We start from the raw sequence: 14,119 nt of genomic DNA on the forward strand, positions 1-14,119 counted from the left end.
TGTTTTTGATCCTTTTATAGCTACTTTTGCACAAAATTTAGAAATCGACCTATCGATTCTATTTCATTAATTAAAAATATTCGCTTCTATTGCGAAGTAGTTAACAAAAAAAAATACGATGGCAACAAACAGAACTTTTACAATGCTTAAGCCGGATGCAGTAAGAAAAGGATACATTGGTGCAATCCTTGAGCAGATTACAGCTTCAGGTTTTAGAATTGTAGCAATGAAACTTACTCAACTTACGACCGATGACGCAAAAGAATTTTATGCAGTTCATAAAGAACGTCCTTTTTATGGTGAATTAGTAGAGTATATGACTAGTGGTCCTATTGTAGCTGCTATTTTAGAAAAAGAAAATGCGGTTGAGGATTTTAGAACCTTAATTGGAGCAACAAATCCAGAAGAGGCTGCAGAAGGTACTATTCGTAAAAAATATGCAACTTCAATTAGCGAAAATGCTGTTCATGGAAGTGATAGCGATGAAAATGCTGCTATCGAAGGAGCTTTCCATTTTTCTGGAAGAGAGCAGTTCTAAAACCTTAGAATTTCAATATAGATTAAGAGAACCATCCCATTTTTTGGGTTCAGTACATTTTTGGGGTGGTTTTTTGTTACCAGAATATTCTGAAACTAACGTTTGGTGTAATTCCTAATGAAAATACATCGTTATTAATAAATTGATTACTTAAAGAATTTGTAGTTCTAAATTCTCGGTTTAGCAAATTTTTTCTGTTGTATAGATTTAGAACCGATACTCCTAAACGATATTTGACATAAGGGTTACTACCAATTTTGAAATCATAAATTGCCGAGAAGTCGAGTCTATGATACACAGGTAAGTTATTGCCATTAATATCTTCAAACTCTATAATCACAATTCCACTGCCATCATCTACTTCGGTGGCATTGGTAAAAGCTTTTCCAGTATGCCATAACCATCCTAATGAAAATTGAAAGTTCTTTAATTTATAGAAATGTGACCATTTTACGGTATGTTCAATATTCCAGTTGCCAGGAAAAAACTCTTCATTATTAATATTTTCAAACCTATTGCGTGTATCGATATAAGAGTAACTTACCCAGGTTTTGTAATTGCGAAATCGCTTTTTCAAGAAAAAATCTACACCAAAGATTCTGCTTTTTCCATTTTGATAAGTATTACTTATAGGGTTTATAAAGCCAGCGGTAAGAGATGTAATATCATCTATATTTTTGTAGTAGCCGCCAATATCCAGATACCATTTGTTTTTCCTAAAACTGCTGCCAAAAGTGAATTGATAGCTTGATATAATAGGGAACTGATCTTTGTTGGCCAAGGTCCATACTTGATTTTCAAGGGATAAATCACTAATAATTGATTCTTGAATTTGACTTGTAGCCTGACTGCGGTACTCGGCACTGGTGTTTATCTCCCAATATTTGCTTACATATTTTTGGACAAAAACACGAGGCTCTATAAAAGACTCGTTGAGCTCTGTATAGTGGTTAAATCGCAAGCCGGCAGATAGATAATAGTTTTTTGGGTTTTCAAATTTATATTCTGTGTAGGCAGAATGCGTATCCACAAAACGATCATCTTCATCAAGAATCAATTCATATGATGGAGTAGTGGTTACAAAAGCATATCTCGTATTATTGTTTGAATATTGATATCCAGCAGATAAACTTTGGTAGGTAGAAAAATCATAATTTAGATGTAGTTCACCGCCATAGTCACGTACACTATTCTTTTTACTTTCTATTTCTGTTATGATATCGGGGTCTCTAGTAATAAATTGATAATTCAGAAGATATTTGGTGTAATATGCATTAATTTCCAAAGAAAGATCTTTAGAAAAAGAACTTTTCCACTTGATGTTGTACCCTTCGTTTTCGGTAACAAGATCATCGCTAAACGATTCTGTAGTATCATTTCGTCTGAAATCCAGATCATTTTTACTATATACCGTGTTGAACTCTAATTTTTGAGTCGCTGAAGGTTTAAAAATTAAATTTGCATTATAATCGGTGTAATAAAAATCATTTTTTTCGTCATTTAAAGCAATAGTGTCGTTGATTTTGGTGTTTTGAAAAACACGATCTGAAAACTGTTTATAAGTAAAAGTTTCTAACACATCGGTATACGATCTTCTGCCGGACACCTGCAATGAGAGCTTATCTCGAACAATAGGGATATGCGCTACAGCATCACCATTAATCATATTGATTCCTGCACTGCCAGTAAAGTACTCTGGAATTTCATTTTCTGTTTTAATATCAATTATTCCTGCGATTCTATCTCCATACTTGGCACTTACACCATTTTTGTAGAAATTTACTTCTTTAGCAACATAAGGGTTAAAAGCTGATAGCATACCAAAAAAATGCCCTTGTTGATAGGTTTTGATACCATTCCACAGTACTAGATTTTGATGAGGAGTACTTCCTCTTACAAATAGTCCAGATGCTGTTTCGTATGGATTGTTTACTCCAGGAGTGAGCTGAATACTTTGAAGAATATCAGGTTCGGTTCTTCCCGGTAGTACTTCGACATCCTTGAGGTCAATATTGATTACTTTTTTGTTTTGAGTAATTCCTTTGGCAAGGTATTCTTGTATGAAGACTTCGTCAAGTACTTCTTCAGGAACGTGCAAAAGGTATATTTTTGGGCATTTTTTGGTTAAAAAGTCTTCAGATTTTAAAACTTTTTGCCGAAATCCTGGAGCACTCACCAAAATGGCAGAGTTATAGGGAACATTGGCTCTTTCAAAATAACCATTTTTGTCGGTACTTATATTTGTTCTTGAGGCTTTAAAAAAAATCCTGATATCCTTTAGTGGCTTTTCTTCATCATCCAAAATATACCCACAAACAGAAACGCTGTCCTTTTTACTAAAAGCGCTAATAGTCACATAATTATTACCAGTGATTTTAAATTTTAAACCTGTTCTTTCCTGAAGTTTTATTATAAGGTCGTTTAGAGGTAATTTGGGGTCTACAACAATAGAAACTTTTTTCTCATCTAATAAAGAATCGATGTAAGAAAACTTAACATCATACCGTTGTTCTATTGCATTGATAACTTCGGGTAAAGGAATGTCTTCCAACACGATAGTACTACTGGTTTTTTCTTGCGAAAAAACAGACATGCTCCATAAAAAAATACATGCACACAACAGTCTTATCATGCTATTACTTTTCTAGTACGACAGTCTTACCATCTTGTGATAGAGTATATTCGATGTCTAAGGTACTAAAAACCGTTTTAAGAGCGACTTCTATATTATCATTTGGGAATGTCCCAGTATATTTGTATCCCAGGTTCAATCCTTCCTCTTTGATTTGTATGTTGTATTGTTCTTCAAGCTCTTTTAATACATAGCGAATAGGAATACTTCGAAATGAACTCGTGTTGGTGAGCCAAGAAGGGCCAGCGGCATTAAAGGTCCATTTTTCTGAAGTTTTTCCCAAGTTTCTATAGGCTTTTCCAGCAGTAAGTATTTCTTTGTTGTTCTTATTTGTAACACTCACTTTTCCTTCAAAACAATTTACTTCGAATAATGAGTTTTGTGAATGTACATTAAATTGGGTTCCAAGGACAGAAACGTCACCATTGTCAGTAATTACAGTAAATTTGCTTCCTTTTTTTACTTTAAAGAATGCTTCCCCTTCAAGGGTTACAGTTCGATTGTTTTTCCAATTTTTTTTGTCAAAACGTGCAATAGATTTAGCATTTAGAGTCATTTCAGAACCATCTGGTAGTGTAACGATCAACTTTTCACCATAATCGGAAGTATAGGATTGATTAGGCCCAAATAAAAATAACCCTAATATGATCGCAATAGATGCTGCTGCTGCAAAGTATGGCCATAATTTGATAATACCTCTTGATTTTTTGTCACTACGTTTAGATTTTAAAGAGATTAATTGTTCCTCGATATCATAACGACGCAAATCCAACGCATCTGCACCAGCTTTAATTTTTACATAATGCTCATATTCGGGATGAGACTGAAACTCTCGAAGCTCTTCTTCAGAAAGTTCACCATTTATCCAACGTGATAAGAATATGTTATCTTTTTTATCGTCTCGCATAATCAAGTTCCTATATATTGAGAACGTTTTATTATTTAATTACCCTACCCTTGTTTTTAAGTTTCTTAGTTTTTTGTTTTGATTGCTATTTACTATTAATTAAATATTTCCAAGCTTCTTCCTTAGTGCAACCAATGCTTTATGCATCAGTTTTTCTATGGCTTTTACCGAAACATTAGATAATTCGGCGATTTCTTTATACGTTTTTTTGTCAATTCTACTTAAAAGAAAAACCTCTCTTTGTCTTTCAGGTAATGCGGCAATAGCATTTTTCAATTTCTCCATATATTCTTTTTCAAGAGCTATAAATTCTGGAGATTCATTATTAACATCAGTATTACGTTGAACAACATAATCCTGATACTTAAACTTTACTTTTTGGTGCCTCGTGTTACTAATCCCTAAATTGGTAGCGATAGTATAGATGTAACTTTTGGCTTTATCCAAGGGCACTTTAGAGCAATTATTCCATAGTTTAATAAATGCATCTTGAACAATATCTTCTGCCTGATCAAGGTCTCCAAATTTATAATACACGTAGTTTCTCAAAAGTTTAGAGTGACTTTTGAAAAACCGATCAAATGCTTTTTCGTTACATGTAGAATTATTGTTTTGAGACATCTGGGGTATTGAAATATATGATCAAATCTAGATTTTTTTTTCGTGCAATCAAAAATAAAATAAAAGTATAGGGGGTAGGGTAATCTTTTTTTAAGTCGTTTCAGTAACAGAGAGCTCTAGAAAAAGTTTGAAAAAAATAACCCTAAAATAGAATACAATGAAAAAACTTAGTTTTTGGTTTATATCGATGTTTATACTTATGCTTGGATTTACTTCGTGTGAGCAGACCGAAGAGTTCGATAATGAACCACAAGTAGAAATTGTTGTTGATAACAAAGAAGGTAGTGCTGTCTATAGTTTTGAAGCAAAAACCAGTGGAATGGAAGGTGCCGAACTAATTTGGACAGTTAATGGTAATGTTATAGATGGTGATAACCAAAATGATATTATCAATCAGATTCTGGATTATCTTTTTGAATCTGGTACCCATACAATTTGTGTTAAATTAATAAAAGGAGATTTGGTTAGAGAGGCTTGTGTAGAAATAGATGTTGAGGTTGATGAGAACGACCCTTGTCCAGATCTATTTTTTAAAGCACGACAATATGAAGAGCCCAATACGTATAAGTTTTTTGCAGATTTTAGGGGGATAGAAGAGATTGGTTATGGATGGTATATTAATGGAGAACTAGTTGAGGATTCTAGTCCCGATGAACGCAACTACTTCATTTACGATTTCAAAGAACCTGGTGTTTATGAAGTGTGTATTAAAGCAGAAACACCAGATTGTCCAGAAGGAGCATCATATTGTAAAGAGATTGTAGTTGAAGAGGTGAATAGTGCTTGTCCAGAAGTTGCTTTTGAGAAAGAACTGGAGGCAGGAAGTGATAGTGTTTACATTTTTGAAGCAATTATTGAAGGTGCGGATAATGTAACAGAAATACATTGGTTCGTAAATGATGATCTTGTAGAAAATGCAACTGATCAACAAGGAGGTAATAGAATATTAAGATATCAATTTGAACAAGGGGTATATAAAGTATGTATTCAGGTAATTACACCAGATTGCCCAGAGGGCGTAAAATACTGTAAAGAAATAAGAATTGAGGGTGACTGCCCAAATACAGCGTTCAGAGTTGAAGAAGGTAATGGTGAGGGATTATATACGTTTATCTCTTCTGTAGAAAGAGATGATGTTCTATTTTATTGGTATATCAATGGCCAATTAGTAGGAGATGCTGGGAGTAATTATTTTGAATATGATTTTCTATTAGATCAAAGTGGCAACCTACCTGGTGGGCCAGGAGATTATGAAATCTGTTTACAAATAGAAGCGCCTAATTGTCCAATTGGTAATAGTGAAGAATTTTGCAAGATTATAACCGTAAAAGAAGCAAATCAATGTCCAGAACTTTCTTTCGAGTTAGAACAAGATGGTGATAACCCTGCATACTATTTCTATCCAGGGAACTTCGAAGGTGTAGAAGATGTTTCGTCAGAATGGTTTGTAAATGGTGACTATGTAGGAAGTAGCACTGGTATGCAAGATCCTTTCTACTATCAATTTAACCCTGGAACCTATGAGATCTGTTTAATGATCGAAACACCAGATTGCCCTAATGGTGTTAAACTCTGTCAAGAAATCATGATTCCAGAGTAACCCCAAAATAAAATTGATAACAACATAATAATTAAGTTAGTTTAGGTTAGATTAATTAGGTTAATTCCCCGAAAGATATGCCATATGCTTTCGGGGATTTTTATTTGCTATCAACAACGCTTTTTTGATTATGATTTTATTTTTATACATTGATTGCTATAAACGTAACCCAAAATAAGGGTAGGGTAAATGCCGTTATAGACGTTATAGATATATAAGACAAATTTACATTGAAGAGAGTTGTGACATATGGTAAGTTGTTGTTTTTGATGCATTTGGCTATTCTTAGCTCATGCGTTAATGATGATTCTTTCTTTCCCGACGAAACGAGTGATCAGATCACTCCGACTGTTGCAATGGTGACCTTACTTAATGATATAAATGATAAAGGAGATTTCGTTGTAGAGAATCAATTGTGTTTTAGTTTTGTTTATCCCATTGTCTTGGGGTACAATACAGATTCTAGCATACGAATAAATAGTTTTTCAGGATTATTGGATGCTATAGCCGGTCAAAGTCCTAATTTTAATATTGTGGGAGTACAGTTTCCCATAGAGATAAAATTTACCGAGAGTGAAACTACAATCAAAATTGAGAATGAAGATGCATTGTTTGAGGTTCTTAGAGAGTGTGAATTAACAACTTTTAGAGATCAATTTAATGCGCTGTTTAGGCAATGTTACAAATTTGAATACCCGTTGACATTATTTGATAATAATAGATCTGAAAACATTATTGAGAATGATGAGGCCTTGGGTCGTTTTCTTAATGATCAAGGAATTAATTATCAGCCAGATTTTAAATTTCCGATAACCGTTTTGGTAGCTCCGGTCTTTGAACCAACCTCGGTTTCTTCGTATTTTCAGTTTTACAATATTATTAATAATTGTGTAGGTTGTCCCGATACAAAGTTTACATCAGAAATAATCGAGACCCCTGCGATATATAGATTTAAATCTGAAGTACAAAGAGATGATGCTCTATTTTTCTGGTTTATTAATGATGAGTTGGTGGGCAATGCCAGCAGTAACACTTTTGAGTATGACTTTTTTGCGATTTTAGATGGAAGTCTTCCTGGCGGTCCTGGAACGTATAAGATTTGTTTAATGATTGAAACCCCGGATTGTCAATTAGGCAAAAAGGAATGTATAGAAATTTTTGTAGCGCCTGAATGTCCTGAGCTAAGATTCGAATTTGAACGAGAACCAGATACATTTTCATATAGTTTTGTGGCTAATTTTCCTGGAATAACCGAGACATCCTATAATTGGATCGTCGATGATCAAATTGTTGAAGATAATGATGGGGGAACCAGTGGCGATAATATGTTTTCGTTTCAGTTTACTCCGGGAGTTCATGAAGTTTGTATTAATACTGAAACTCTGTTATGTCCACAAGGAATAGAATTTTGCCAGGAAATAGCGGTGTGTCCAGAACCGTTTTTTATTGCAGAACGGCAAGGAAATACAACTGTTTATGATTTTACAGCCGATTTTCTTGGAATGCAAGATGTTACCTATGAATGGATCGTAAATGGAGAACCGCAAGAAAGTGACGGAGGTGCAGGTGGAGATAATATGTTTACTTTTCAGTTTGATCCGGGCACCTCGAACGAAGTGTGTGTAGTTGCAGAAGTACAAGGTTGTACATCGACCAATACGTTTTGCGTTCCAATCGATGTTCCTTAATTTGATAAGTATCAATAAGACAAAATATCAAGTCAATATTTTTTAATCTATTAGTGTTTTCTATCCAAAATTTTCATACTCATAATTCTTTATAGAAAGATTCTAAACAATAATTTCGGGTTATTTTTTTAGGTAATTTTACATAAAAAGTAAACCCAAAATATGAGATATCATACAAGAAAAATTGTAAAACCAGGAGACTTGAACCCAAATAATACATTGTTTGGAGGGAGATTATTGGAATGGATCGACGAAGAAGCAGCTTTGTATGCAGGCATACAACTAGAAAATAGAAGGGTCGTAACAAAATTCATGTCCGAGATTAATTTTGTGAGCTCTGCAGAACAAGGTGATATTGTAGAGATCGGTATTGATGTTGTTAAATTTGGAACCTCTTCTTTGGTGCTAAAGTGTGAGGTAAGAAATAAACTTACGCGTAAAACGATAATCAGAGTAGAAAACATTACTATGGTTAACTTGGACGAATCTGGAAAACCAACTCCTCACGGAAAAACCAAAATCGAATATGTGAAAGATAGGTTAGAATTATCTGAGAACTAATTTCTTAATAAGTTCTTTTCCTAACTCCTGATTAAGGTTAGAGATGATTTTTTGTTTTCCGTAACTAAGTTCTTCACGTAAAACAGAAGAGGTAAGCTGCACAAACAAGGTATTTCGTTCTAACCTAATGTTCTGGGTATATTTGGTAATGGCGGGGCCCATAATTTTTTCCCAAACATCACGTACCGCGACCTTGTCTAATCCGGTTTGTAACTTGTTGTCGTTTACAAAATCCTTTAGAACTTCGCTTAAACTCTGATGTTCTTGGTGACGTTTTGCCATTATAACGAGATCTTTTGATAAGGTTTATAAAAGTACATATTTCCAGCTTCATTTTTAATGATAATCTGGTTTTCTTTGGCAGAAATTACAGTTTCTTTCCAGGTGGATAAAGAGTTTTTATAAAGCATTCTAAGGCTGTCATTTTGTACCTTCAGTATGAATGTCTCGCTATCCTGGTTGGTTACAAAAGTGCCATCTAATTTTGGCTGTACTTTTTTACGAATACCTATAGTGTCTTTCGTTTCAAAATAATCAACACTTTGATTAAAATTATATTCTTTTTTGGTGCCATCGGGTAAAATCACGAGCTCTATTTCCCAATACCCATTAATGTATTGTTTAAAGTGTTCTGGGTCTGGACTACTGCAAGAAGCAAAGAATAGTAATACTACGAAGTAAAAGATTTTTTTCATGTCTCAATATCATTATTTTCTAACTTCATGATCTTATACGATTGCGAAATCTTTTTTACAACCTCCTCTGTGCGTTCTGCATGAGTATCACTTATAAAAAGTTGTCCGAAATTTTGATCGTCTACCAATTTTATAATATGCTCGACACGTTTTTCATCTAACTTGTCAAAAATATCATCAAGTAAAAGTATTGGGTTTACTTTACTTTGTTTTTTTATAAAATCAAATTGTGCAAGCTTTAAGGCGATTAAAAAAGATTTTTGTTGACCCTGACTACCAAATTTTTTTATAGCATATCCATTGATATCGAACGATAAATCATCTTTGTGAACCCCAACACTTGTGTATTGAAGCATTCGATCTTTACCCAGATTTTCTTCAAGCAAGGTTAGTAAATCTTTTTCAGACAATTTACTTTGATAGGTAAGTGAGACTCTTTCTTCTCCCGAGCTTATAGCTCGATAACGATCTTCAAATATAGGAATGAAGGTTTTTAAGAATTCGTCTCTTTTTTGATGAATTATGTTTCCGTGTTCATTTAGTTGTTGATCATAGATTTCTAATTGCGTTGGATCGAAAGTGTTATTAGCGGCAAAATACTTCAATAGCGCATTGCGCTGTGATACGAGTTTCGAGTACTTCAATAATGTAGTTAGATAATTTTGATCACTTTGCGAAATCACTCCGTCGATAAACTTTCGGCGTGTATCACTTCCTTCAGTAATTAGATCTCTATCGGCAGGAGAAATGATCACTAGAGGAAGAAAACCTATGTGTTGACTAAACGTCTCGTAAACTTTTCCGTTACGTTTAATAACCTTTTTCTGCCCCCTTTTTGCACTCACAATTACTTTCTCATCACGCCCATCTTTTTCATAGTGACCATCAATTACGAAAAAATCTGAATGATGTCTTATATTTTGACTTGTAATAGGATTAAAGTAACTTTTTCCAAAGGATAAATGATAAATCGCGTCCAGAACGTTGGTTTTGCCTACTCCATTGTTTCCTACAAAGCAATTTATCTTGTCATCAAATTCAAAATTGATGGATTCAAAATTTTTATAATTGATTAGCGATAGCGATTTTAAAATCATAAAACACTGATGATCAGGGAGTCGTAACTTTTGTGCAATTCTTAATTAATCAGCGCAAATTATTGAAAAATAATAAATAGTTGTGCTTTTAATTATGAATAAAAATTTTATTTTTGCCCTTCATTAAAGAAAATTTATGGCAACTTACAAGAAACGAGGGTACAAACCAAAAAATAAAGCTGAAGAAGTAGAGCAAGTTGAAGAAAACTCAACAACGGCTGAGGTATTTAACACCTTGGACGAGGGAGCTTCGAAAACCGAAGAATGGGTTGCGGCTAATCAAAAGTATATACTTGGAGGAGTTGGACTTATTGCCCTAGTGATATTAGGATACCTTGGATTTCAAAAGTTTATCCAGGAACCAAAAGAACAAGAAGCTGCAAATGAGATGTTTCAGGCACAGCAATATTTTGATAACGCTGTAAATGGAAATTCTACAGTACGTGATTCTTTATATACTTTAGCGCTTAATGGAGGTGAAGGTAAATATGGATTTTTGGAGATCATAGAGAACTATGGTAGTACCAAAGCAGCAAATCTGGCAAATTATTATGCTGGTTTCTCCTATCTTAATATGAAGAAGTATCAAGAAGCAATCACTTACCTTGATGATTTTAAAAGCGATGATGAAATGCTTGGCCCTTTGGCTTTAGGAGGTATTGGAGATGCTTTTTCTCAACTTAATCAGGTAGAAGAAGCTTTAGGGTATTATGAAAAAGCCGCAAATGCAAAGACTAATGATTATACAACTCCAAAGTTTTTATTAAAAGCGGCGATAACGGCATTGTCTTTAAACAAGCCCGAAACTGCAATTCCTCATTTGGAGCGTATTAAAGAAGAATTTCCTAAAAGTGTAGAAGCTAATCAGGTTGATGTACATTTAGGGAAGGCAGAAGCGATGCAAAAATAGTTTGTAGTTTGAAGTTTCAAGTTTTATTGTAGAAACTTTAAACGTGGAACACAAAACTTAAAACTCATATGGCTACAGAGAATAAAAATTTATCACAATACGATAAGACAACAATCCCAGACGCGAAGAATTTTCGGTTTGGGATTGTTGTTTCAGAGTGGAACGAAACCATTACACAAGGATTATTTCAAGGTGCATTTGACGCTTTAATTGATTGTGGAGCAATTAAAGAGAATATTGTGCGATGGAATGTTCCTGGTAGTTTTGAACTTATTTATGGTTGTAAAAAAATCCTGGAATCCTATGATATGCTAGATGCTGTTATTGCTGTTGGTTGCGTAATACAAGGAGAAACCAAACATTTTGATTTTGTTTGTGAGGGTGTTACACAAGGCATTAAAGATTTAAATATCCAAAGTGATATTCCCGTTATCTTTTGCGTACTTACCGATAATACAATGCAACAATCTATAGATCGTTCTGGGGGTAAGCACGGTAATAAGGGAACAGAGGCCGCAATCGCAGCAATAAAGATGGCGCAATTGCGTAAAGATGCCAAGTTTTACAAACCATAAGTTTGGTTACTTCAGGGAACAAAAAATATAAATACTGTTGATATCTTGTGTTATTGTAATGCTAAAAGGCTAACATTACAATGCTTTTTTAAGTATATTTGGATAATCTAAAGATAGAAACAGATTGTGAAATTTAGTATTCCCAAACAAAGAAAGAATCGAAGATTCAACTATACTCCGAGGTATTATAAAGGTAAGAGTGAAGGTAATATCTATGATTTTGAAAATAGAATTACCAAATACCGGGATACTACGAATGATATCGATTTTGGATCACATTGGGCCCAAGCTCGCAAATCAAGCCGTAACCGAGGAAATCGTGAAATCAATAAAAGGGTAATCTATATAGCACTATTTCTGATATTTATCTTTTTGTATTTAATTGATTTTGATTTATCCATATTTACTGCAAGACGATAAATGTCTGATATCATACAACTATTACCAGATCACGTTGCCAACCAAATTGCTGCCGGAGAGGTCGTTCAAAGACCAGCTTCAGTAGTAAAAGAATTGTTGGAAAATGCTATTGATGCAAAAGCAACAACCATTAAATTGATTATCAAGGAAGCCGGAAAAACATTAATCCAGGTGATAGATGATGGTGTCGGAATGAGTGTAACCGATGCAAGATTGAGTTTTGAGCGTCACGCCACATCAAAAATTAAAAATGCCGAAGATCTTTTTGAACTGAATACCAAAGGTTTTAGAGGAGAAGCACTTGCTTCTATTGCAGCAATTGCCCATGTCGAATTAAAAACGAGGCAAAAAAATGATGAGGTAGGTACAGAAATTAGAATAGAAGGTAGTGAGGTAACCTATCAAGAAGCGTGTGCAACACCAAAAGGTACCTCAATTAGTGTTAAAAACTTATTCTATAATATTCCGGCCCGTCGAAACTTTTTAAAATCAAATGCAGTAGAATTACGTCATATCATAGATGAGTTTCATCGTGTGGCTATGGCACATTCTGGTATTCGGTTTGATATGTATCATAATGGGAGTGAGGTTTTTAACCTTCCGGTATCAAATGAAAGACAACGTATTGTCAATATTTTTGGAGGGAAGACCAACGAAAAATTGGTCCCTATCAAAGAAGAGACCGATCTTGTAACGGTAAGTGGTTTTGTTGGCAAACCAGAATATGCAAAACGATCGCGCGGCGAACAGTTTTTCTTTGTAAATAATAGATTTATCAAAAGCGGTTACTTGAATCACGCCGTTAATGCAGCTTTTGAAGGACTTTTAAAAGATAAATCACATCCTAGCTATTTTATTTATTTGAAAGTTGATCCAAAATCCATTGATATTAATATCCATCCAACCAAAACTGAGATTAAGTTTGAGGATGAGCATGCTTTGTATGCAATATTACGTTCTACAATTAAGCATAGCCTGGGACAATTTAATGTAGCCCCGGTGTTAGATTTTAACAGGGACGCATCTATGGATACTCCTTATGAATATAAAAGTAAAGAGGCTCAAGCTCCAACCATAGAAGTCGATCGAAGTTTTAATCCATTCAAAGAAGATTCTTCTGCTTCTGGTGGTTCTACAGGAAACAGTTATACATCGAATTTTAAAAAAGAATCCGCAGGGAGTTGGGAAAATCTTTATGTAGGGCTCGAATCTGAGATTGATTCCCCTAAGCCTGTTGAGAATAATTTTTCAACAGTCGAGTTTGAAAGTGCAGAAGTGACTGGTTCATTGTTTGAATCTGATGATAAAAAAGTAGGGCATCATACTACATACCAGTTAAAGAAGAAATATATTGTAACTACAATAAAGAGTGGTATGGTGATTATTAATCAACATAGAGCCCATCAAAGAATTTTGTATGAAGAGCTCTTGCGGAATATCACTATGGCAAGTGCTGTAAGTCAACAGCTATTGTTTCCCTTAAAGTTGTCATTCTCCAAAAAGGAAATGGCGCTACTGGAAACCGTAAAAGAACAACTTCAAAATACTGGATTTGTGTTTGGAGAAGAACATGTGGGAGAATTGGAGATTACGGCAATACCATCGGTGGTTTCAGAAAAAGAAATATCTGTGCTCTTAGAAAAGTTACTCAGCGATCTTGAAAATGAAGTGCCAGATAGTGGGTTTTCGCAAACAGATCTCTTGGCAAAATCAATAGCCAAAAGTGTTGCAATACGAACCGGAGTGGAGCTCGCCACAGAACAGCAACAATATATGGCGAATAGCTTATTTGCATGTACCGAACCTACCATGACACCAGATAATAAGCCAACTTTCATTACGTTAACAGTAGATGAGATAGACAAGAAATTTTAA

Annotated in this window: 14 protein-coding genes; 8 read left to right on the forward strand and 6 right to left on the reverse strand. The window is 34.4% G+C overall.

Features of this window, described 5'->3' with window-relative positions:
• Positions 1–118 precede the first annotated feature (118 nt).
• Positions 119–538 carry a nucleoside-diphosphate kinase gene (locus tag U6A24_RS16370; protein ID WP_324181068.1) on the forward strand — a complete coding sequence of 140 codons (420 nt, stop codon included), beginning with the start codon at positions 119–121 and terminating at the stop codon, positions 536–538.
• Between the two features lie 76 nt (positions 539–614).
• Here U6A24_RS16370 and U6A24_RS16375 read toward each other — a convergent pair whose 3' ends face one another.
• The 3 genes from U6A24_RS16375 to U6A24_RS16385 all read right to left on the reverse strand — a co-directional run bounded on the left by U6A24_RS16375 (position 615) and on the right by U6A24_RS16385 (position 4,698).
• Positions 615–3,170 (reverse strand): TonB-dependent receptor domain-containing protein, encoded by a 2,556-nt coding sequence (locus U6A24_RS16375; protein WP_324181069.1) that lies wholly within the window; start codon positions 3,168–3,170, stop codon positions 615–617.
• A gap of 4 nt (positions 3,171–3,174) precedes the next feature.
• Positions 3,175–4,077 (reverse strand): FecR family protein, encoded by a 903-nt coding sequence (locus U6A24_RS16380; protein ID WP_324181070.1) that lies wholly within the window; start codon positions 4,075–4,077, stop codon positions 3,175–3,177.
• Between the two features lie 99 nt (positions 4,078–4,176).
• A complete protein-coding gene (locus U6A24_RS16385; protein ID WP_324181071.1) occupies positions 4,177–4,698 on the reverse strand; it encodes an RNA polymerase sigma factor in 522 nt (173 codons plus the stop codon).
• Between the two features lie 157 nt (positions 4,699–4,855).
• Between U6A24_RS16385 and U6A24_RS16390 the strand changes: the two genes are divergently transcribed.
• The 3 genes from U6A24_RS16390 (at position 4,856) to U6A24_RS16400 (ending at position 8,547) form a co-directional block, all read left to right on the forward strand.
• A complete protein-coding gene (locus U6A24_RS16390) occupies positions 4,856–6,298 on the forward strand; it encodes a hypothetical protein (RefSeq protein WP_324181072.1) in 1,443 nt (480 codons plus the stop codon).
• Between the two features lie 230 nt (positions 6,299–6,528).
• A complete protein-coding gene (locus U6A24_RS16395; RefSeq protein WP_324181073.1) occupies positions 6,529–7,986 on the forward strand; it encodes a hypothetical protein in 1,458 nt (485 codons plus the stop codon).
• A gap of 162 nt (positions 7,987–8,148) precedes the next feature.
• Complete coding sequence (locus U6A24_RS16400) at positions 8,149–8,547, forward strand: acyl-CoA thioesterase (RefSeq protein WP_324181074.1); 399 nt, start codon at positions 8,149–8,151, stop codon at positions 8,545–8,547.
• On the opposite strand, the gene U6A24_RS16405 is transcribed toward U6A24_RS16400, so the two are convergent.
• The 3 genes from U6A24_RS16405 to recF are packed head-to-tail and all read right to left on the reverse strand — an operon-like array spanning position 8,533 to position 10,339.
• Positions 8,533–8,829 carry a DUF721 domain-containing protein gene (locus U6A24_RS16405; RefSeq protein WP_324181075.1) on the reverse strand — a complete coding sequence of 99 codons (297 nt, stop codon included), beginning with the start codon at positions 8,827–8,829 and terminating at the stop codon, positions 8,533–8,535. The genes U6A24_RS16400 and U6A24_RS16405 overlap by 15 nt on opposite strands.
• Positions 8,829–9,242 (reverse strand): hypothetical protein, encoded by a 414-nt coding sequence (locus U6A24_RS16410; RefSeq protein ID WP_324181076.1) that lies wholly within the window; start codon positions 9,240–9,242, stop codon positions 8,829–8,831. Before U6A24_RS16410 ends, U6A24_RS16405 begins: the two co-directional genes overlap by 1 nt.
• Positions 9,239–10,339 (reverse strand): DNA replication/repair protein RecF, encoded by a 1,101-nt coding sequence (gene recF, locus U6A24_RS16415; protein ID WP_324181077.1) that lies wholly within the window; start codon positions 10,337–10,339, stop codon positions 9,239–9,241. Before recF ends, U6A24_RS16410 begins: the two co-directional genes overlap by 4 nt.
• Positions 10,340–10,475: 136 nt before the next feature.
• Between recF and U6A24_RS16420 the strand changes: the two genes are divergently transcribed.
• The 4 genes from U6A24_RS16420 (at position 10,476) to mutL (ending at position 14,119) form a co-directional block, all read left to right on the forward strand.
• Positions 10,476–11,249 carry a tetratricopeptide repeat protein gene (locus U6A24_RS16420; protein ID WP_324181078.1) on the forward strand — a complete coding sequence of 258 codons (774 nt, stop codon included), beginning with the start codon at positions 10,476–10,478 and terminating at the stop codon, positions 11,247–11,249.
• A 68-nt stretch (positions 11,250–11,317) separates the two neighbouring features.
• A complete protein-coding gene (gene ribH, locus U6A24_RS16425; protein ID WP_324181079.1) occupies positions 11,318–11,824 on the forward strand; it encodes a 6,7-dimethyl-8-ribityllumazine synthase in 507 nt (168 codons plus the stop codon).
• Between the two features lie 126 nt (positions 11,825–11,950).
• The gene (locus tag U6A24_RS16430) at positions 11,951–12,244 is read left to right on the forward strand and encodes a hypothetical protein (protein WP_324181080.1); all 294 of its coding nucleotides are present in this window, start codon (positions 11,951–11,953) and stop codon (positions 12,242–12,244) included.
• Positions 12,245–14,119: a DNA mismatch repair endonuclease MutL gene (gene mutL / locus U6A24_RS16435; RefSeq protein WP_324181081.1), complete on the forward strand. Its 1,875-nt coding sequence runs from the start codon at positions 12,245–12,247 to the stop codon at positions 14,117–14,119.

The organism is Aquimarina gracilis (genome assembly GCF_035285365.1).
Lineage (GTDB): Bacteria > Bacteroidota > Bacteroidia > Flavobacteriales > Flavobacteriaceae > Aquimarina > Aquimarina gracilis.

What these genes read in the sequence shown, in the direction of transcription:
- U6A24_RS16370 (WP_324181068.1), top strand. Translation starts at nt 119, where the DNA reads ATGGCAACAAACAGAACTTTTACAATGCTTAAGCCGGATGCAGTAAGA.
- U6A24_RS16375 (WP_324181069.1), bottom strand. Translation starts at nt 3,170, where the DNA reads ATGATAAGACTGTTGTGTGCATGTATTTTTTTATGGAGCATGTCTGTT.
- U6A24_RS16380 (WP_324181070.1), bottom strand. Translation starts at nt 4,077, where the DNA reads ATGCGAGACGATAAAAAAGATAACATATTCTTATCACGTTGGATAAAT.
- U6A24_RS16385 (WP_324181071.1), bottom strand. Translation starts at nt 4,698, where the DNA reads ATGTCTCAAAACAATAATTCTACATGTAACGAAAAAGCATTTGATCGG.
- U6A24_RS16390 (WP_324181072.1), top strand. Translation starts at nt 4,856, where the DNA reads ATGAAAAAACTTAGTTTTTGGTTTATATCGATGTTTATACTTATGCTT.
- U6A24_RS16400 (WP_324181074.1), top strand. Translation starts at nt 8,149, where the DNA reads ATGAGATATCATACAAGAAAAATTGTAAAACCAGGAGACTTGAACCCA.
- U6A24_RS16405 (WP_324181075.1), bottom strand. Translation starts at nt 8,829, where the DNA reads ATGGCAAAACGTCACCAAGAACATCAGAGTTTAAGCGAAGTTCTAAAG.
- U6A24_RS16410 (WP_324181076.1), bottom strand. Translation starts at nt 9,242, where the DNA reads ATGAAAAAAATCTTTTACTTCGTAGTATTACTATTCTTTGCTTCTTGC.
- recF (WP_324181077.1), bottom strand. Translation starts at nt 10,339, where the DNA reads ATGATTTTAAAATCGCTATCGCTAATCAATTATAAAAATTTTGAATCC.
- U6A24_RS16420 (WP_324181078.1), top strand. Translation starts at nt 10,476, where the DNA reads ATGGCAACTTACAAGAAACGAGGGTACAAACCAAAAAATAAAGCTGAA.
- ribH (WP_324181079.1), top strand. Translation starts at nt 11,318, where the DNA reads ATGGCTACAGAGAATAAAAATTTATCACAATACGATAAGACAACAATC.
- mutL (WP_324181081.1), top strand. Translation starts at nt 12,245, where the DNA reads ATGTCTGATATCATACAACTATTACCAGATCACGTTGCCAACCAAATT.